This is a genomic window from Achromobacter sp. 18P8.1.1 (assembly GCF_057799415.1).
Genome location: NZ_JBYOKH010000024.1, coordinates 24,788 through 44,030, shown reverse-complemented (window position 1 = coordinate 44,030; position 19,243 = coordinate 24,788). Strand labels below are relative to the sequence as shown.

The following is a 19,243-nucleotide window of genomic DNA, read 5'->3' as shown; positions in this document are numbered from 1 at the left end:
GCATCCAAGGAACGCAACGCCGATGACCCCGCACTCCCCTCTTTCCGCCGCGCGCCGCGGTGCTCGCCCTCCCGCGCCCTTCCGGCTGGCCGCCGCGGCGCTGGCCGTGACGGCCGTGTGCGCGGGCGTCGCCACCCCGGCCCAGGCGCAACCCCAGGCCCAAGCCGCTGCCCGCGACTACCGCATCCCCGCAGGCACGCTCGATAGCGTGTTGGCCCAATTCGGTGCGCAGGCCAATGTGCTGATCGCGATCAACCCCGCCCTGACTCGCGACAAGTCCAGCAACGGCTTGTCGGGCAGCCACAGCGTGCCCGGCGGACTGGCCTTGATCCTGCAAGCCTCGGGGCTGGAGGCTGTGGCGGAAGACGGCGGCACCGCCTATCAGCTGCGCCGCGCCAGCGCGGAACCCGGCGTGACAACGCTCGACCCCGTCACGGTGACGGGCATGCATGACAACTGGACGCCCCCGCCGCCCGCGCCCGGCGGCCAGGTCGCCACCGGCGGCCGGGTCGGCATCCTGGGCAACCGCGATGTCATGGACACGCCGTTCTCCACCATGAACTACACGTCGGCCCTGATTGAAAACCAGCAGGCGCGCAGCATCGGCGATGTGTTGGCCAATGATCCTTCGGTGGTGTCCGGCTGGCCCCGAGACAGCTACATCGACCAGCCGCACGTGCGCGGCTTCAACATCCTGGGCGAAGACATCACCTATGGCGGCTTGTACGGCGTGGCGCCCCCCACGAAAATGCCGGTCGAAACCGTGGAACGCGTGGAAGTGCTGAAAGGCACCTCCGCCTTCCTGCGCGGCATTTCGCCCGGGGGCAGCATCGGCGCCAGCATCAACCTGGTCCCCAAGCGCGCGGAAGACGATCCCCTCACGCGCTTTACCGCTACGTATGATTCCCGCTCGCAATTCGGCGGCCACATCGATATCGGCCGGCGCTTCGGCGAATCGGACCAGTTCGGCATCCGCGTGAACGGCGTCTACCGGGACGGCGAAGGCGCGGTTCGCGACAACAACAAGACCATGGGCAACGCCACCGTGGGCCTGGACTACCGCGGCTCGCGGGTGCGCCTGTCGGCCGACCTGGGCTACGACCGATTGAAGATCGAACGCGGCGCGTGGTGGTACTTCGTGGACTCCGGTTCGTTCTCGATCCCCAAGCCGCCGGGAAAAGACGTCAATCCCACGCAGAAATGGAATTACGCCAACTCGAAAACCCAGTACGGCATGCTGCGCGGCGAAGTGGACATCACGTCGAACGTGACGGCATACGCGGCGATGGGCGGACAGCATTCGCAGCGCGACATCCTGTCGCCGGAACCGGTCATCAGCAATTCGCAGGGCGACTTCATCGAATACTTTTCGTACCGCCCGGCCGAAACCCGCTCGACCACCGGGGAAGCCGGCGTGCGCGTCTCGTTCTCGACTGCCGCCATCCAGCATGAAGTCACGGTGGGCGCGACCGGCCTGTGGCAGAAGAACTACGCGGCCCGCGAATACAACGGCGAAGGCGCGTCGAACCTCTACGACCCCGTCTACTACCCCAAGCCCGATTTCACGACGGACCTCAACAATGTGCCCATGACCTCGCGCAGCAACCTGGCGAGCGTCGTGCTGGCGGACACGATGTCGATGCTGGACGGCCGGCTGCAGATCATGGGCGGCATCCGGCATCAGCGGGTAGACGTGACCGACTACACCAACGGCGTCGGCAATTCCTACGACAAGAGCGCCATCACCCCAGGCGTGGGCATCGTCGTGAAGCCCTGGCGCAACGTGTCGGTGTACGGCAACTACATGGAAGCGTTGAACAAGGGCCCGACCGCGCCGGACTTCGCCCTGAACGCGGGGCAGGTGTTCGCCCCCTACAAGAGCAAGCAGTACGAGGCCGGCGTCAAGGTGGATCTGGACACCTGGATGGCCACCTTCAGCGCGTTCCAGGCCACGCGGCCCAACGCCCAGTACGACCCCACGACACGGCTGTATTCCATGAACGGCGAACAACGCAACCGCGGGCTGGAGTTCTCGGTCATGGGCGAACCCGTGCGCGGCGTGCGCGTGCTGGGCGGCGCGATGCTGCTGGATGCCGTGCTGACGTCGACGCCCGATGGCAGGAACGACGGCGACAAGGCGGCCGGCGCGCCCAAATGGGTGTATCGCGCCGGCGTGGAATGGGATCCCTCTTTCGTGCCGTCCTTGACGCTGACTGCGCGCGTCAACCACGCCAGCTCACAATACGTGAACACCGGCAACACGCAGCAGATTCCTGCGTGGACGACGCTGGACCTGGGCGCGCGCTACGTGCTTAGCCTGCCCAACGCCAAGCCGGTCACCCTGCGTGTGGGCGTGGACAACGTGTTCGACAAGCGCTATTGGGCATCGGCCGCCGGCGTCAGCGGCGGTTGGCTGAACATGGGCAGCCCGCGCTCGGTATCGCTGTCGGCGCAGTTCGAGTTCTAGACAGGCTCGGCCTGGGGCGCCCGCGCCCGCAACGCCTCGACCAGCGTGGCCAGCACGGGTTTGTCCAGCGCCTGGACGGCATAGCACAGGCCCACGCGGCGAAACATTTCCAGTTCGCCGATGGGCCGGCCGGCAACGCCCGCCTGGCGCCGCACCAGGGACTCGGGCGCCACGCAGGCGCCCACGCCTGCCGCGGCCAGCTCCAGCGCCAGGCGCAAGGATCCGGCATGCGCGGCCGGCGCGCTGGCCGCTGCGCCGTAGTACGGCAGCAGGCGTTGATGGGTCGGATGAGACGGGCACACGATCCACGGCAGCGCGGCATCGCCGGCGCTGCCTTCCGGCACGGCCAGCACGTAGGGGTCGATGGACAGCGTCAGGAACAACTCGTCTTCGCAGCGCTCGTCTTCCGTCGACAGGCGCGCATCGCCCACGCATCCTTCCGAGAGCTTCACGAACAAGGCCGGCACCGCCTGCCGTGCTGCCTGCACGAAGGCAGCCACGTCCTCGCCGGCGATGTCAGCTTCGACGCCGATCTCGATTTCCGCCGCATTCGCACCCTGCCGGAACTGCTGCGTCATGGATTCCGTTTGCGACAGGAGGCGGCGTGCCTGCGGGTACAGGATGCGCGCGTCTTCCGTGACCGACACGCCGCGCGCCTGCCGTTCGAACAGCTGCGTGCCCAACAGGTCTTCCAGGCTTTTGATGGTGCCCGATAAGGCCGGCTGGCTGAGATGCAGCCGCCGCGCGGCGCCCGTGATGTTGCGTTCTTCGAAGACGGCGACGAAGGCTTTGAGTTGACGGCTATCCATAAGTTTTCCCGATTGCTGCGAAAAGAATAAACCATTTTTCAGGCGAAACATCCCGCCCTAGAATGATTTCCAACCCTTTCGCATACAGAAAACCAATACCTGGAGCCCCACCATGACCACCCCCGCCAAACCGCTCGTCATCATCACCGGCGCCAGTTCCGGCATCGGCCTGGCCACCGCCCGCCTCTTCTCGGCCCACGGCCACCCGCTGCTGCTGCTGGCCCGCAGGCTGGAACCGATGCAGGCGTTGAACCTGCCCCACACGCTGACGCGTTCGGTCGACGTGACCGATCGCCAGGCGCTGGCCGCTGCCGTACAGGAAGCCGAGGCGCGTTTCGGCCCCGCGGATGCCATCGTCAACAATGCGGGCGTCATGCTGCTGGGCGACATCACGCGCCAGGACCCGGACGAATGGAGCCGCATGCTGGACGTGAACATCAAGGGCGTGCTGAACGGCGTGCACGCCGTGGCGGCCGGCATGGCCGAACGCAAGCGCGGCACCATCATCAACATCGGTTCGGTGGCGGGCCGCAAGACCTTCCCCAACCACGTGGCCTATGTGGGCACCAAGTTCGCGGTGCACGGGTTGTCGGAAAACCTGCGTGAAGAACTGTCGGCCCACAACGTGCGCGTGGTCACCATCGCCCCGGGCGCAGTGGAAACCGAGCTGCTCGGCCATACCACCGACGAGAGCATCAAGACGGGCTATGAAGCCTGGAAGGCGGACATGGGCGGCAAAGTGCTGGCCGCCGAAGACGTGGCCAACGCCGTCCACTACGCCTACGCGCAGCCGGACGGCGTCTGCATCCGCGAGATCGTGCTGGCGGCCACCCGCCAGCAGGCCTGACGCCTTAGAACTTCGCGGTCAGGTTCACGAACACGCTTCGCGGTTCGCCGTAATAGACCTGATTCGCCACGCCGCCCAGGTAGTACTTCTTGTCGAACAGGTTGTTCAGGTTCAACTGGGCGGACAAGCGCGAATTGAAGTCGTAGCGCGCCATCAGGTTGTAGATGGCATAGGCCTTCTGCTTGGCGGTGACGGTGCCGCCGCCCGCGCTGACTTCGCTATACGTCGAAATCTGCCAGTTGACGCCGCCGCCCACGGTCAGCTTGCTGAAGTCGCCCGGCAAGCGGTAGGTCGTGAACAACTTGGCCATGGCGCGTGGACGTTCCGGGTTGACGGACACGCCCTGCGCATCGCGGCTGGTGTAGTAAGTGCCGCCGGCATAGGCGTTCCAGCCCGGGGTCAGTTGGCCGCTGACTTCCAGCTCGACGCCCTTGGTGGTGACGCCGTCTGCGGTGGTGTATGCCTGCTCGAACGACCCCGGCACCAGCGCGTCGCCATCCAGCACGGCGACCTTGCTTTGCTTGACCTTGAACAGCGCGATGGAGGTATTCAGCCTGCCATCCAGGTATTCGCCCTTCACGCCCACTTCGTAGTTCTTGCCCTGCACCGGATCCAGGTAATTGCCGTTGCGGTCGCGGTTGTCCTGCGGCTGGAAGATATCGGTGTAGCTGACGTAGGCCGAATAGGTGTCGTTGATGTCGTACACCACGCCGGCGTACGGAATGAACTGGGAATCCTTCTGGTCGCGCGTATCCGACTTGGATTTCCAGGTCGCGTAGCGGCCGCCCGTAATGGCGGTCAGGCCGTCGGCCAGCGACCAGCGGATGGCGCCGTATGCGCCTTCCTGATGGGTGACGGTCGCGCGCAGGCTGGCGTCCGTCCAGGTGGGCTGCGCAAACGATCCGTCCCACTGATAGAAGTTGCCGGTGCTGGCCAGCGAAGCGCTTTCAAACCCGTAGCGATAGAAGTCTTCGCCGTACCGGCTGCGCATGGCACCCACCACGACCTCGTGCTTGCGGCCCAGCAGCGTGAACGGCCCCTTGGCCTGCACGTCCAGCGACGTCTGCTGCGCGTAAGAATTCCAGTAGCCCGGCAGCGCGCGCAGGCCCGTGCCGGTCTCGCGGTCCAGGCTGCCATACAGGTACAGCAGCTTGGCGTCATACTCGCTCTTGCGCTGGGACCAGTCCGCGCGGACTTCCCAATCGTTCTCGAAGCGGTGTTCCAGCGTGGCGAACATCGTCTGGTTGGTCGTGTGCCAATAGGTCCAGTCCGCCGCCGTGGTCTTGGACCGGCGCCAATCGGTGGCCGTGCCGTCGCTGAACACGACAGGCAGGCTGCCCCAGGTGGAACCGCGCGGCCGCTTGTCCTGATAGTCCGCCCCCACGCTCAGCCGCGTGTTCGGTGTCAGGTCCGCGTCGATCACGCCATAGAAGACCTTCTTGTTCGCGTGGTACAGGTCGATATAGGAATCGCGGCCCTGGTAAAGCGCTACCATCCGCGCGCGCACGGTGCCTTCCTCGTTCAACGGCGTGGACATGTCCACGGTGCCGCGGTACTGGTTCCACGAGCCGAAGCCCGCGCTGACCGAACCCGTGAATTCCTTGCTGTTGGCGTGCTTGCGCACCAGGTTGATCGACGCGCCCGGGTTGCCCGCGCCGCTCATCAGGCCGGTGGCGCCGCGCACCACTTCAATGCGGTCATAGATGAACGAGTCGTTGTCGGATTCGCCATACATCGACAGGCCGATGGTGGTCGGCACGCCGTCGTACTGCAAGCTGTCGATATAGAACCCGCGCGACCAGAAGTCGGTGCGGTCGGTGTCTTCGCTGACCACCTGCACGCCCACGACGTTGCCCATCACCTCGTCCAGCGAACGCAGGTTCTGGTCGTCAATACGTTGACGCGTCACGACGCTGACGGACTGCGGCGTCTCGCGCAGCGACAGGGTCAAGCCGGTGGCAGCCGACGTGGCCGGCGTGGTGTAGGAGCCGGTGCCTTCGGTAACCGCCGGATCCGAGCTGCCCATCACCGTCACCGGCGCCAGGCTCGTCACGCCGCCGTCGCGCGTCAGGATGATGCTGTCGCCCTGCCAGCGGTAGGCCACGCCCGTGCCCTGCAACAGGGTCCGCAACGCGTCTTCGGGCGCCAGGCTGCCCCGCAGGCCGCGCGCGTTCAGGCCCGCCACCACGTCGGGCGCATAGAACACGCGCACCTTGGTCTGGGCGGCCCATTGCATCAGCGCGTCGCCCAGCGGCTGCGCGGCAATGTCGACCGACACGGCGCCGGCCTGGGCGCGCACGGCATCCGGGGCGCCGGCCAGCGCCAGGCCCAGGGCCAGCATCAGGGAGGAAAGCATGAAGCGCGGTGCCGCGCCTGCGCGGCGCGTCGCCGCGGTGGAATGACTGCTTGCGGGATGGGTCACGAATACCTGCTGTTTCGGTTCGACGGAGGGGATTGCGCGCCCGGCAATGGGCGTGCGGCGCATGCGCCTTCCTTCGTAGAACGCCTCAACCGCAGATAAACCTGAATCTCATTCCCATTTATTTTGTAACAGCGCTGGGCGGCGCTCAGTTCGCGTTGATGTCGATGGGCCCGCCGGGCCGTGGCGTCAAGCGCACCGGGGCCACCGCCGGCAAGGCGTCGACCAGCGCCTCGGGGCGGTCCAGCGAGAACGACGCCGACACGCGCAGCCGGCCCGCCTTGTCATCCGCCAAGCGCAGCGGCGTGGCCAGATAGCGGTTCATTTCGCGCACCACCTCGGTGAGCGGCGTGTTCTTGAACACCACCCGCCCATCGCGCCAGGCCGTGGCCGTCTGTACGTCGGCGGGCGCCGGCACGCCGATTGCCCCGCTGCCCGGCACCCGAATACCGTGGCCCGCGCGCAGCACGGCGCGGCCCAGGTTCCACCAGTGCCCGCCTGATACCTGGACCGTGCCGGACTCCACCAGCACGGCCACCTGATCCGCATCGCGGCGCACGTCGAACACCGTGCCCGTCACGCGCACCACGCCGCTACCGGCGTCCACGATGAACGGGCGCGCGGGGTCGGCGCTGACGGTGAAATTGATCTCTCCGCTTTCCAGTTCGACGTCGCGGCGCCCGGCATACAGCTTCACCTGGGCGCGGGTGCCGCCGTTGATCTCAAGGACCGAGCCATCCGGCAGGGTCATCTGGCGGCGCTCGCCACGTTCCGTGCTGACCATCGAGGTGAACGACGGCGCTTCCACGGGCAGGCTCCACCACACGCCCAAGGCCACCGCCGCCGCCCCCGCACAGGCCATCGCCACGCGCAGCACGAACCCGCGCTCGCGGCGCAGTCGCGGGCGCGGGGGCACTGCGCCGCCCAGCAGGCCTTGCACCTGGTCCCGCGACAATCCGGCGGCCGCCGTTCCCAATTGCTGCATGCGGTCGAATTCGCGCGCGGCATCGGGATGGGCGCGGCGCCACCGGGCGAACTCGCGGCGGTCGCGCCGCGTCAGCTCGCCCGAATGCCAGCGCGCGAACCACCACGCGGCGGTGGCCGGCTCGCGCGCTGCGTCGCGGTCGTTCGGAAAAGGCATGCTCATGGATTGTGTTCGCGCAGCCGGTCGCGCACGTGTTCAATGGCGCGCATGACATAGCGCTCGATCATATTCTTGGACAGCCCCATATGCGCTGCCACCTCGGCCTGCGTCCAGCCTTCGATGCGGTTCAGCACGAAGGCCTCGCGGCACTTGGGGGGCAATTCTGCCAGGACTTTGGCCAGATCGTCTGCCAGGCGCGATGCGCGCACCGGCGCGTCCGGGTCATCCAGGATCAACTGGTCGGCCTCGCCCAGCTCGTCCAACGGTATGTGTTCAGCCCGATCCTGCCGGCGCCAGCGGTCGATCAGCCGATGCCCCGCCGCCTGGAACAGGTAGCCGCGCGCCTTCAGCGCAACGCTGGCATCCGCTTTCAGCAGGCGCTCGATGGCGTCATGCGCCGCATCTTCGGCATCGTGCCGGTTGCCGGTGCGCCGGCTCCATACGCCCACCAGCTCGTCGTAATAGGCGAGCCAACCGGTGCGGGGCGAGGAAGGGCGGGACATGGACCAATCAAGTGGCGGAAAGCGGCAGGGCTGCGAATTTTACAAATAATTCTCATTATCGCAAGCGCACCGTCGCGTGTCCGCCACAACCTTGGCCGCTCCGCTAGTAATCCATGGGGCAATGGCTTTGCGCCGCCCGGATTTCCTGTATGTGGCGTTCGGCTTCTTCCTTCTCGGCCGCAGGCGGCAATGGCCGCCAACTCACCATGTTGCCGGGTGTCTTCACCGGCATCCAACCCAGCACGCTGTACAGCGTGATGGCAGTGCGTCCCGTGTCGAACCGTGTTTCGTAATAACCCTGCCGTTCCGGCGCGGTATCGCCGGACGTCCAATCCAACTGAGACATCCATGTCTCCTCATTGAAGCTTATTGGCTGGTGCGCCTACCCCGCGAATCGGGTGTGCAACCGCTTGATCGTATAGCGCTCCATCGAGCCTGTACTGCCACCTTGCGCCCGCTTTGCATTTCTTGACAGAGGGGAATCCCTAGGATTGCGCGCCATATCGATTGCTAAATCGGGAAAACAGCGGCTAGGATGTAGCAAAATATTCTTACAAACACGGGACCGAGCACTTGTTCGCCTGCTCGGGACCTTGGGCAGACCTCCATGCCGAAATCGATCTTGCCTCGCAACCCGAAAGATCGGCTGGCCTCTCTGGCAAGCGCCAGCGCGTTGCGCGCCATTCGCGAGGGCCTGCTCTGGACCTTGCCGTGCCTGCTGGTCACCGCCCTGTTCCTCGTCCTGTCCGTCGTCGCCCGCCAATTCGGCATGCCCGCCAGCGTGGTCGAACTGCTGACCGGCGTGCACGACAAGCTGTCGGGCATCATGCCCATCCTGGCCGGCACGTCCATCGGCTACATGCTGTCCTTCCGGTATCGCCTGCCCCATCTGCCCACCGCGTTCCTGTGCCTGTCGTTCGTGGTGATGGCCAGCGGCCTGATGGCGCCTTATCCCCAGGCGGCAGCCACGCTGGTGCTTTTCATCGCCATCGTGTCCCCCTTGCTGACTGTGCCCCTGATGGCGTGGCTGCACCGGCGCCCCTGGACACGGCTGGCGCCGGACGGACTGATCAGCGAAAACGTGCGTGACACGTTGAACATGGTGGTGCCCGGCTTGCTGACGGCCGGCGTGGTCCTGGTGACGCTGTCCGCCGCGTTGCGCATTCCAGGCGTGGCGCAATTCAACATCCCGTTGAACTTCACCTCGCTGGACAATCCCTTCACCTCCGGCGCGGTGATCGCCGGCCTGGATTCCCTGCTGTGGTTCTTCGGCATCCATGGCTACCATGCGATGGCGCCCGTGATGGACGTGATGGACCAGGCGGCCATGCTCAACGCCGTGACCCAGGCCGCTGGCTATGAAGGCATGTATGCGTTGAACAGCACGCTGCTGGGCGCCTTCGTGTTCATCGGCGGATCGGGCGCGACGATGTCGCTGGTGATCGCCATCCTGGTGTTCTCGCGCAACGAATCATTGCGCGTGCTGGCCCTGGCGAGCCTGCCGGTGTCGCTGTTGAACGTGAACGAGATCCTGCTGTTCGGACTGCCCCTGATCCTCAACCCGCGCCTGCTCATTCCATTCGTGTTGGCGCCCGTGAGCAATGCGATCATCGCGCTGGCCGTCGTGCAGCTGGGCTGGTTGCCAACCGCCTCCACCGAACTGCCCTTGACGTCGCCCGTGCTGTTCAACGCCTATATCGCCGCAGGCGGCAGCCTGGCCGGCGTGGCGTTGCAGATCGTGCTGGTGGGCATCGGCATGTGCCTGTACGCCCCCTTTGTCGTCGCGCAGGAACGCCAGCGCCAGGAAAGCGCGACCGTCTACTTCAAATCCCTGGATACGACCTTCCCCCGGTTGCAGGAAGAATCGCTGCTGTACGCGCACGACCCCATCGTGAAGATCTACGCCGACCGCGCACACCGGGCCACCGAAAACGCCCGCATCCGCGAGATCAGCCAATACGACTTCTACTTGCAGTTCCAGCCCCAGGTGTCATTGCGCAGCGGACTGTGCACCGGCTGCGAGGCCTTGCTGCGCGCCACCGGCCCGGAAGGCACGCAACAGGCGCCGATGGAATTCCTGCGCTGGCTGGCGCAGGCCGACCTGATGCGCGAAGTGGACTTGTGGGTGGCCAGGCAGGCGGTGCTGCAATGCCTGCAATGGCGCAAGCGCGATTTCGTGCTGCCGATGACCATCAACGTCACGCCAGGCACGCTGACCTCCGACGACTACCTGGAAAAACTGATCAAGGTGCTGGCGCAAGCCGGCGGACAGATCTCGGTGGAGTTGACGGAAGACGCGCTGGTCGAAGACGCGCAGGCGCTGCACACCGCGTTCGACCGACTGCACGCGATCGGTGCCCGGGTGTACATCGACGATTTCGGTACGGGCTATTCGGCCCTGAGCTACCTGCACCAATTCCAGATCGACGCGGTCAAGATCGACCGCAGCTTCGTGGTCGCGCAAGGCTCCGACCGAGGCGCGCTGGTCATGAGCGGCCTGCTGCGCTTTTGCGAGGCCTTGAACCTGCAGATCATCGTGGAAGGCGTGGAGACGGACCAGCAGCTGATGGCGCTGGATTCCCCTGCCGAGATCATCGTGCAGGGGTGGTACTACAGCAAGGCATTGTCGGGCGACAGCCTTGTGGACTTCACGCGCCGGCGGCAAGCGGCCCCGCCCATGCCGGCGCCTCCTTACACGTCGGCGCCTATTTGATGCCGATGAACGGCAATGCCGCGCCCGGCACCTGCGTGGCCGGCAGCACGCCGTCCCATTTTTCAACCGCGTTCAGGCTGACCAGATTGGTGTTGGCGGCCAGCGCCTCGGCCTTGGCGCGGATGGACGCCGCTTCGGCTTCGCCGCGCATGCGGATACCGTCGGCTTCAGCCGTGAACTGCTGACGGCGCGCGTCGGCTTCAGCCTTGGCCTTCACCACCTGGATCTCGGCGTTGATCATCGCCGTTTCCTTCTGCTGGCGCGTGGTCTCGATCTGCACCTGGGCCAGCATGCGTTGTTCGATGGAATGCTCATAGGCTTGCGAGAAGCCCACTTCTTCGATCTGCACGCCCACCACCTGCACCGGTGCGCCTTCCATCGTCTTCAACACGGCGTTGTTCACGTCCAGGCCCAGCTTCTGGCGTTCCTGGATGGCGCGCACAGCGGTGTACTGGCCGAACACGTTCTTCACGGCGTCCGGCGTCTTGCGCTCCAGCACGCGCATCTGCAGATTGCCGATGGTGCCGTATTCGGAATACAGCTCAGCCACATGCTCGGGCGGCACACGGTACGTGACGGACACCCGCAGGTGCGCCGGCTGCTGGTCGTAGCTATAGGCCTCCAGCTTTTCAAACACAAAAGTGTGGTCGCGCACGGACACCGTCATTACGTTGTCGATGAACGGCGTCTTGAAATCCAGGCCCGGCTCGGACACGCGCACGAGTTTGCCGTTGCGCAGCACGACGCCGCGTTCGCCCTGGTCTACCTGGAACCACGAACCGAACGCCAGGAACAGGATCAGCAGGAAGAGAATGCCGGTGCCAATGGCGACCTTGATGCTGCGCGGCTTGACCGCGCCGATCGTCTTGACCATCTGAATGTCTGTCGGCTTCACTTGGAGTCCCTATCTGTTTTTGAACGTTTACGGTCCGAGAGCACGGCCGCGATGCCGCGGGCCAGCAAGTAGGCGACCACTGCTGCGCCAACCAAGATCAGGAAATACCTCATCGAGCGTCCCCCCCGGGAAAGAAGCATCGGATTCTAGCCCGAGCCGGGGACGGATAGATGGCCCTATCGGGCGCGAGTGTTGCCAGACTTTGCAGAACGTTGCTGAGCATTCGGACTCTGCTACGCTTGGCCGTTTTTCCCCCTGTGAAAGGGACTTTGTCCATGCGAATCGCCTGCCTGCATACCGCCCAGAGCAATATCGCCGTCTTCGACCGCGCCGCGCAGGACGTATTCGGCGAGCCCGCACGCGCCACGCTGCAGCATCACGTGCGCGCCGACCTGCTGGAAGCGGCGGAACAGGCCGGCGGTATGACTGACGACGTCGCCTGCGCCACACGGGCTGCGATTCAAGCGCTGGCGGCGTCCGCGGACGTCGTGCTGCTGACCTGTTCCACGCTGGGGCCCGTCGCGGACGAATTGTCGGCAACGCTTGCCGTCCCCGTGCTGCGCGTGGACCGCGCGCTGGCAGAAGAGGCGATACGCGCCGGCCTGTCGATCGTCGCGCTGTGCGCAGTCGCGACGACGATGACACCCACCCGCGCGCTGTTTGAAGCGCTGGCGGAGGACTCGGGTGCGACGGTGGACGTGCGCCTGGTGGATGGCGCCTGGAACCACTTCAAGGCAGGAGACACGGACGCCTATCTGCGCGCCATCGCGAACGCGGCGCAAGAGGCCTACGCGCAGGGCGCGGATGCCGTGGCCCTGGCGCAGTCATCGATGGCCGGCGCGGCCGTATTGACCCGTTCGCATAAAGCCCCTTTAAGCAGCCCGGCCGCCGGCTTGCGCGCGGCGCTGGCGGCAATGAAGGCTGTGGATAGCGCGAAGGACTGAGACAGATTCAAGGCTGAAGGATCGCCCCGTAAACCTGCAACCCCAACCGGGACAACCGGTCGGGATATTCCCAGAATGCGTGGTCCAGCGCTTCCATTTCTTCTTGTTCGGCGTCGGTCATCGCGCCGTAAATGTCGTTCAGCTCCACTACCTCGGGCGAGGCCTCGAAGCGGTCGATCAGCCCACGCATGCGCGACAGCACGGCCAGCATGTGCGTGGCGCCCACCTTGCGCAAGGCCTGCAGGGCCAACTGGCAGGTCGGGTCGCCCCAATTGCACAGGAACTGCATGAAGCCGCCGTTGTTGATGTCGGCTTCCATCCGCCATAGCGCCACCAGCTCCTGGTCGACCCGCGACAGGCGGTCCAGCTGCCATTCGGCCGCGGCCAATCTCGCCATGGCCTGCTCGTAGCATTGGTCCCACAACAGGTCGTGCACATTCATCATGCCCTCGGCCGAGGGCTCCAGTAGCGCGGGCCAGACCACGCCAAAGCCGTCATCCACCAATTGCCATTGCTCGCGTTCGGCAGGCGTCGCGTTTTCCAGGCGGATGTGGCGCCTGATCGGTTCGGGCAACGTGTGGCCGTTGGCCAACGTCAGCAGCAGATGCGTGTCGGTCAACGCGATGGATTGAATGCGGTACGAGGTCAATGACATGTCAAAACCGAAGAACAGGAACCGGCGAACCTTACCGGCACCGCGCATCCCTGTCGAGGCGCACGCGTAGGCAGCGCTCGCATCAGGCCGCACACTGTTACGTCCTCGGGCCGAAGCCTTCTGCTACCGTAGTCTTGCCTGCACCGTGCCACTGGCCCGGCTCCCACGACAGAGACCGACTATGCCACGTCCTTCCGAGTCCGCCCCGCTGATCGGCGTGATCCCGCCCTACGTGCTGGACCGCTTGGCCCAACACACTGACGCCCGCGTCAGCATGCCGGCCGTCAAGACGCTGATCATCGACCAGCAACAGCGCAGTTTGCGCGAGATGGCCGAACAGCCACCACGCGCCACCCTTGCCCCCACCCGCCACGCCGCGCCTGGCGGCACGCCGCAACGTGCCGTGCATGACGCCGACAACACCACCACCCTGCCCGGCACGCTGGCGCGCGCCGAAGGCCGACCGGCCAGCGGCGACGCGGCAGTGGATGAAGCCTATGCGCACCTGGGCGCCACGTACAAGCTGTTCTGGGACATCTACAAGCGCCACTCCATCGACGGCCATGGCCTGCCGCTGGTGGGCACCGTGCATTATGGCGAAGACTATGACAACGCCTTCTGGAACGGCGCGCAGATGGTGTTCGGCGACGGCGACGGCGAAGTCTTCAACCGCTTCACGATCGCCGTCGACATCATCGGCCATGAACTCACGCACGGCGTCATCGATACCGAAGCCGGTCTGCTCTACCAGGGCCAATCCGGCGCGCTGAACGAATCGCTGTGCGATGTCTTCGGCGCACTGGTCAAGCAGTACGCGCTGGGCCAGACGGCCCGACAGGCGGACTGGCTGGTGGGCGCCGGACTGTTCACCGAAAAAGTCAGTGCCCGCGGGCTGCGCTCCATGGCCGAGCCCGGTAGCGCCTACGACGACCCGTTGCTGGGCAAGGATCCGCAACCCGGGCACATGCGCGATTACGCCGACACGCCGCGCGACAACGGCGGCGTGCACATCAATTCCGGCATCCCCAACCGCGCCTTCTTCCTGGCCGCCACCACGCTGGACGGGCCCGCGTGGAAAGGCGCCGGGCAAGTCTGGTACGACACGCTGTGTGACAAGCGCCTGCGCCACGATGCCGATTTCAAGGCCTTTGCCGCCCTGACGCTGACGGTGGCCGCCGAACGCCATGGCGCGGCCGTGCAGAAAGCCATCGGCCAGGCTTGGGCGGCCGTGGGAGTGCTGTCATGATCGAGCTGCCTCCGCTGGACCTCGTGCTGCTGGTGCGGCTAAGCCGAGAAGGCGGCCTGGCCTACCTGCCCGGCCTGTCGCAACCCCGCAGTATCAACCTGTCAACCTGCCCGCCCGGCGTGCGTCAGGACGTGTGCGACGCCCTGCAACGCGCCGCCCCGCTGGCCGTGCCCGAATGTGGGCAAGGCGGCGGCGATCAGCGCTACTTCCACATCGAAATGGTGATGGACCGCGACGACCAGACGGCCGTCAGTTTCGACGTGCCGGAAACGGATGCGCCCGATACGCTGGTGCGCCTGTGGAAATCCCACGCCGAACCCATGTGACGGCTCGGGTCCGCATCAGTGCGCGGCTGGCGCCGGCCGCGCGGCGTGCTCGCGGAACCCGCCGATCTGCAGCGCGCGTCCGGCATACAGGCCGATGATTGCCATTGCCACGCACAAGGCGGCGCATGCGCCCAGCGCCACGCTCCAGCTGTCCAGCCGGTCATGCAAGGCGCCCACCACGGCGGGGCCGGAGGCCGCAAACAGATAGCCCACGCACTGCGCCATGCCCGACAGCGCGGCGGCCTGCTGCGCGTGGCTGGCGCGCAAGCCCACAAAGGCCAGGCCCAGGATGATGCCGCCGCCCGTGCCCAGACCCAGCAGCACGATCCAGAGCGTGGCCCAGCCGGGCGCCGCGATCAGGCCGAGCAGGGCCACGAACGAGGCCGCCGCCGAGCAGAACGCCGCGCCGCGCTGATCCTTCAAGCGGCGCACCACCGGCGCCAGGAACAAGGCGGGGCCGGCGGACATCAGTTGCAGCAGCCCGTGCAGCGAACCCGCGCGTTCGGCCGAATACCCGGCATCAAGCAGGATAGCGGGCAGCCAGCTCACCGCGACGTAAAACACGAAGGAATTGATGCCCAGGTAGAGCGTCACGTGCCAGGCCAGCGGCGAACGCCACAGGCGGGCGCCGTGCGGCGCATGCGTGGTCGTCGAGGCCGGCGCCGTGTGATTGGACAGCTGCGGCAGCCACAGCAGCAGGCTGACCGCGGGTACTACGACGAGGCACAGCGTTGAAAAGCGCCATCCGCCCGTCGACAGGCTGGCCAGCGGAATCGCGACGGCGGACGCCACACCCGCGGCGATGCTCATGGTCAGCACATAGGCCGACGTCAACCCGGCCACGCGCTGCGGAAAGTCGCGCTTGACCAGGCTGGGCAGCAGGACGTTGCCGATCGCGATGCCCGCGCCGATGATGGCGGTGCCCACATAAAGCCCCCAGGACGCGCCCAGCGTGCGCGCAACGATGCCCAAGGCGATCAGCAGCAGCGCGCCGAACAGCGCGCGCTCCAGCCCGAAGCGGCGGGCCAGCCCCGCCCCGAACAGCGACACCACGGCAAACGCCAGCAGCGGCAGGGTGATCAGCATGCCGGCGGCGGTCGACGACAGGCCCAGTTGTTCGCGGATCATGCCGATCAGCGGCGCCACGCCGGTAACCGGCGCGCGCAGCGCCATGGCGATGCAAAGCATGCCCGCGATCAGCAGCACCGGGCGGCTGGTGGGGCGAGTGTGGGAAGGAATGTGAGTCATGGCAGCAATCTGTGAAATCAAAAGCCAATGCGGAAAAAAACCGCATTTCAGAGGCCTTAGCTTACGCACGCGCCGCTTTACCGAATTTCGAGACAATGACAAACTATCCCTGAATCCTGCCAACCTGCCCCTCGGCGTCATCGCCATGCATCACAGCCATTCCCCACCGCCCGCCTTCGATCCCAATGCCGCCGCGCAGTGGACCTTCGCCATGCCGGTGCATGCGGCCGAGCAGGACAGCGAATCGCCCACCCATCACCACCCCATGGGCCAATTGGTGCTGTCGCTGCGCGGCGGGGTGACCTGCTCGGTCCCCCAGGGGCTGTGGATGGTGCCGCCGCAATGCGGCGTGTGGATTCCGGGCGGCGTGCCGCACAGCAATCGCGTCACGGCCAACGGGCGCGTCTGCTTCTTGTTCGTGCCGGCCGGCACGCCCGGCCTGCCTTCCGCCTGCTGCACCCTGGCGATCTCGCCTTTGGTGCGGGAGCTGATCGTGCACCTGGCCGATCTGCCGCCTTCAGACACCACCACCGCCGCCAACCGCAAGCTGGCGGACGTGCTGGTGGAGCAGCTCTCACGCATGCCCACCGAACATCTGCACCTGCCCCTCTCGGACCACCCTCGCCTGCGCCAGATCGCCAGTGCCTTGAACGCCGACCCCGCCGACCGCAGCACGGTCGCGGAATGGGGCAAGCGGGTGGCCATGAGCGAACGCACGCTTGCGCGCCTGGTGCAGCAGGAAGTCGGCATGAGTTTCGGGCGTTGGCGCCAGCAACTGCACATCATCCTGGCTTTGCAGCGCCTGTCCGCGGGCGTGTCGGTGCAACGCACCGCCGAAGACCTGGGCTACGAATCGGTCAGCGCGTTCATCACGATGTTCAAGAAAACACTGGGCAAGACGCCCGCGCGTTACTTCGCGGACAAATCGGACGTGACGGGCGGATAGTCCAGCTCGCCGGACTTCATCACGCCGCGCGCGCGGGCCTCGCGCATTTCCGCCTGCACCGCTTCGCGGGTCTTGTCGGTGGACGCGGGCACGTTGGGCGGGTAGTCGAGTTCCCCAAACGTCACCATGCCTGCGGCCCTGGCGGCCGCCAATTCTTCGCGGACCTGGCTGGCAGTCTTCGTGCTGGTGGCTGGCAGGTCGACGGGGTATTGCTGTTCACCGTACGTGACCAGGCCCGCAGCCTTGGCCTCCATCAATTCGGCGCGCACCTGTTCGCGGGTCTTGCCTTCGGCGTGCGCGGCGCCACCCGTCAGGGCCAGGCACAGGGCTAGCGTGGAAAGTTGGAACGTGTTCATGGAATTCCTTTGCGGTTATCAAGTGCCGCCATGGTCGTCTGAACGCCCCCCGTGATAAATCCCCTGCCGCGCAATCCAGCGTTGTGCTGCACGCAAGCCTCGCCGCGCCGCGCCGGGATGCGCCAGCCTTGCACGCGGCGCAAGCCTGCATTGCGCCGCGCCCGGTGTTTCGCAGGCACGCATCTCCCTAGACTGAATGGCTCCTGTGTTCCAAGGCGTTATTCCCATGCAGTCTCCTTCATCGGCCTTTGGCCCGCGCATCCTGACCGGCCTGTCCGGCGTGCTGCTGGCCGTCATCCTGGCCGGCCTCAACGAGAACGTCACCAAGATGGCGCTTCCCGACATCCGCGGCGCGCTCGGCATCAGCTACGACCAGGGCACCTGGTTCGTCGCGGTGTATGCGGCCGCCTCGGTCTGCGCCATGGCCTTCGCCCCGTGGTGCTCGGTCACCTTTTCGCTGCGGCGGTTCACCGTCGCGGCGCTTGCCGCCTTCGCGGTATTCGGCGCCCTTTGCCCCTTTGCCCCCAACCTGCCCGTGCTGCTGCTGTTGCGCACCTTGCAGGGCCTGGCTGGCGGCGCATTGCCGCCGATGTTGATGACGGTCGCGCTGCGCTTTCTTCCGGCCAACATCAAGCTGTACGGCCTGGGCGGCTATGCGCTGACCGCCACGTTCGCGCCCAGCCTGGGCATTCCGCTGGCAGCCTTCTGCACCGACGTACTAGGCTGGCGCTGGGCGTTCTGGTTGGCCGCGGGCCCCGCGCTGCTGGCCATGGCAGCGGTCTGGAAAGGCCTGCCGCAAGATCCGCTCAAGCTGGAACGCTTCCGCCTGTTCGACTGGCGTGGTTTGCTGCTTGGCGCGCCGGCCCTTGCCATGCTGGTGATCGGCCTCGTGCAGGGCGACCGCCTGGACTGGCTGAATTCGCCGCTCATCGCCTGCCTGCTGGGCGCCGGCGCCGTGTTGATGGTGCTGTTCATGGCCAACGAATGGTCCCATCCCCTGCCGTTCTTCAAGATCCAGCTCTTGCGCAACCGCAACCTGAGCCATGCGCTCGTGACCCTGGGCGGCGTGCTGATCGTGCTGCTGGGCGTCATCCTGATACCCGCGAGTTTCCTCGCGCAGTTGCGGGGTTATCGGCCCCTGGAAACCGCACCCGTGCTGTTGACGATGGGCCTGCCGCAACTGATCGCGCTGCCGCTGGTCGCCGCGCTGTGCAATCTGCGCGCGGTCGACTGCCGCTGGGTGCTGGCGGGCGGCCTGGCGCTGCTGGCCGCGTCCTGCGCCCTGGGTTCCCAACTGACTCCCGTCTGGTCGCGCGAACAGTTCTATCTGCTGGAGGCCGTGCAGATCTTCGCGCAGCCCATGGCCGTCATCCCCTTGCTGATGCTGGCAACCGGCGGCCTCGCGCCACAGGACGGCCCCTACGCATCCGCCTGGTTCAACACCATCAAGGGATTTGCAGCCGTCGCCGCCACCGGCCTGCTGGACGCCCTGACGACCTGGCGCCGCAACACGCACGCGAGCCAACTGGCGGACCAGTTGGGCAACTTTCCCTTGAGCCTCGGCGGCGAAAGCACGGCGGCGCTGTCCCGGCGCGTGCAGGAACAGGCCGCCGTGCTGACCTCCGCCGATCTCTATCTGTGCATGGCCGGCGTGGCCGTGCTGCTGATCCTCCTGATTCCCTTTGTCGCGACCCGGATCTATCCGCCTCGCGCCGCAACCTGACA

Annotated in this window: 17 protein-coding genes; 8 read left to right on the top strand and 9 right to left on the bottom strand. The window is 66.2% G+C overall.

All coding sequences use genetic code 11. The annotated features are described in order from the left end of the window. Positions 1-22 precede the first annotated feature (22 nt). Positions 23-2,467: a TonB-dependent siderophore receptor gene (locus tag AC27VE_RS16560; RefSeq protein WP_488704453.1), complete on the top strand. Its 2,445-nt coding sequence runs from the start codon at positions 23-25 to the stop codon at positions 2,465-2,467. Here AC27VE_RS16560 and AC27VE_RS16555 read toward each other — a convergent pair. Then, positions 2,464-3,276 carry a LysR family transcriptional regulator gene (locus tag AC27VE_RS16555; RefSeq protein ID WP_488704452.1) on the bottom strand — a complete coding sequence of 271 codons (813 nt, stop codon included), beginning with the start codon at positions 3,274-3,276 and terminating at the stop codon, positions 2,464-2,466. The two genes, AC27VE_RS16560 and AC27VE_RS16555, sit on opposite strands and share 4 nt — an antisense overlap. Positions 3,277-3,388: 112 nt before the next feature. Between AC27VE_RS16555 and AC27VE_RS16550 the strand changes: the two genes are divergently transcribed. Further along, positions 3,389-4,123, top strand: a complete 735-nt coding sequence (locus AC27VE_RS16550; RefSeq protein ID WP_488704451.1) for an SDR family oxidoreductase — start codon at positions 3,389-3,391, stop codon at positions 4,121-4,123. Positions 4,124-4,127: 4 nt separating this feature from the next. Here the strand turns inward: AC27VE_RS16550 and fhuE are convergent, their stop codons facing one another. The 4 genes from fhuE to AC27VE_RS16530 all read right to left on the bottom strand — a co-directional run bounded on the left by fhuE (position 4,128) and on the right by AC27VE_RS16530 (position 8,535). Then, a complete protein-coding gene (gene fhuE / locus AC27VE_RS16545) occupies positions 4,128-6,479 on the bottom strand; it encodes a ferric-rhodotorulic acid/ferric-coprogen receptor FhuE (RefSeq protein WP_488704450.1) in 2,352 nt (783 codons plus the stop codon). A gap of 211 nt (positions 6,480-6,690) precedes the next feature. Continuing rightward, the gene (locus AC27VE_RS16540; protein WP_088589483.1) at positions 6,691-7,689 is read right to left on the bottom strand and encodes a FecR family protein; all 999 of its coding nucleotides are present in this window, start codon (positions 7,687-7,689) and stop codon (positions 6,691-6,693) included. After that, entirely contained in the window at positions 7,686-8,189 is a 504-nt protein-coding gene (locus AC27VE_RS16535) for an RNA polymerase sigma factor (protein ID WP_427955995.1), read from the bottom strand. The genes AC27VE_RS16540 and AC27VE_RS16535 overlap by 4 nt, the downstream gene beginning before the upstream one ends. Before the next feature lie 103 nt (positions 8,190-8,292). Further along, the gene (locus AC27VE_RS16530; RefSeq protein WP_006222529.1) at positions 8,293-8,535 is read right to left on the bottom strand and encodes a hypothetical protein; all 243 of its coding nucleotides are present in this window, start codon (positions 8,533-8,535) and stop codon (positions 8,293-8,295) included. A gap of 261 nt (positions 8,536-8,796) precedes the next feature. On the opposite strand from AC27VE_RS16530, the gene AC27VE_RS16525 reads away from it, so the two are divergent. Beyond that, positions 8,797-10,902: a PTS sugar transporter subunit IIC/EAL domain-containing protein gene (locus AC27VE_RS16525; RefSeq protein ID WP_488704449.1), complete on the top strand. Its 2,106-nt coding sequence runs from the start codon at positions 8,797-8,799 to the stop codon at positions 10,900-10,902. Here the strand turns inward: AC27VE_RS16525 and AC27VE_RS16520 are convergent. Continuing rightward, positions 10,895-11,776: a prohibitin family protein gene (locus AC27VE_RS16520; RefSeq protein ID WP_006222527.1), complete on the bottom strand. Its 882-nt coding sequence runs from the start codon at positions 11,774-11,776 to the stop codon at positions 10,895-10,897. The genes AC27VE_RS16525 and AC27VE_RS16520 overlap by 8 nt on opposite strands. Positions 11,777-12,072: 296 nt before the next feature. Between AC27VE_RS16520 and AC27VE_RS16515 the strand changes: the two genes are divergently transcribed. Beyond that, positions 12,073-12,741, top strand: a complete 669-nt coding sequence (locus AC27VE_RS16515) for an aspartate/glutamate racemase family protein (protein WP_488704448.1) — start codon at positions 12,073-12,075, stop codon at positions 12,739-12,741. 7 nt (positions 12,742-12,748) lie between these two features. Here the strand turns inward: AC27VE_RS16515 and AC27VE_RS16510 are convergent, their stop codons facing one another. Continuing rightward, positions 12,749-13,396 (bottom strand): DMP19 family protein, encoded by a 648-nt coding sequence (locus tag AC27VE_RS16510; RefSeq protein ID WP_427955986.1) that lies wholly within the window; start codon positions 13,394-13,396, stop codon positions 12,749-12,751. 181 nt (positions 13,397-13,577) lie between these two features. Between AC27VE_RS16510 and AC27VE_RS16505 the strand changes: the two genes are divergently transcribed. Both AC27VE_RS16505 and AC27VE_RS16500 read left to right on the top strand, forming a co-directional pair. Further along, positions 13,578-14,642 carry a M4 family metallopeptidase gene (locus tag AC27VE_RS16505; RefSeq protein WP_424625082.1) on the top strand — a complete coding sequence of 355 codons (1,065 nt, stop codon included), beginning with the start codon at positions 13,578-13,580 and terminating at the stop codon, positions 14,640-14,642. Further along, the gene (locus AC27VE_RS16500; protein ID WP_488704447.1) at positions 14,639-14,968 is read left to right on the top strand and encodes a protealysin inhibitor emfourin; all 330 of its coding nucleotides are present in this window, start codon (positions 14,639-14,641) and stop codon (positions 14,966-14,968) included. Before AC27VE_RS16505 ends, AC27VE_RS16500 begins: the two co-directional genes overlap by 4 nt. 15 nt (positions 14,969-14,983) lie before the next feature. On the opposite strand, the gene AC27VE_RS16495 is transcribed toward AC27VE_RS16500, so the two are convergent. Beyond that, positions 14,984-16,216 carry an MFS transporter gene (locus AC27VE_RS16495; protein WP_488704446.1) on the bottom strand — a complete coding sequence of 411 codons (1,233 nt, stop codon included), beginning with the start codon at positions 16,214-16,216 and terminating at the stop codon, positions 14,984-14,986. Positions 16,217-16,361: 145 nt separating this feature from the next. Between AC27VE_RS16495 and AC27VE_RS16490 the strand changes: the two genes are divergently transcribed. After that, positions 16,362-17,162 carry an AraC family transcriptional regulator gene (locus AC27VE_RS16490; protein WP_315134010.1) on the top strand — a complete coding sequence of 267 codons (801 nt, stop codon included), beginning with the start codon at positions 16,362-16,364 and terminating at the stop codon, positions 17,160-17,162. Here the strand turns inward: AC27VE_RS16490 and AC27VE_RS16485 are convergent. Beyond that, positions 17,126-17,518: a DUF4148 domain-containing protein gene (locus AC27VE_RS16485; RefSeq protein WP_280026485.1), complete on the bottom strand. Its 393-nt coding sequence runs from the start codon at positions 17,516-17,518 to the stop codon at positions 17,126-17,128. The genes AC27VE_RS16490 and AC27VE_RS16485 overlap by 37 nt on opposite strands. 226 nt (positions 17,519-17,744) lie before the next feature. Here AC27VE_RS16485 and AC27VE_RS16480 point away from each other — a divergent pair, with 226 nt between their 5' ends. Next, positions 17,745-19,241: an MFS transporter gene (locus tag AC27VE_RS16480; protein ID WP_427955977.1), complete on the top strand. Its 1,497-nt coding sequence runs from the start codon at positions 17,745-17,747 to the stop codon at positions 19,239-19,241. Positions 19,242-19,243: the final 2 nt, after the last annotated feature.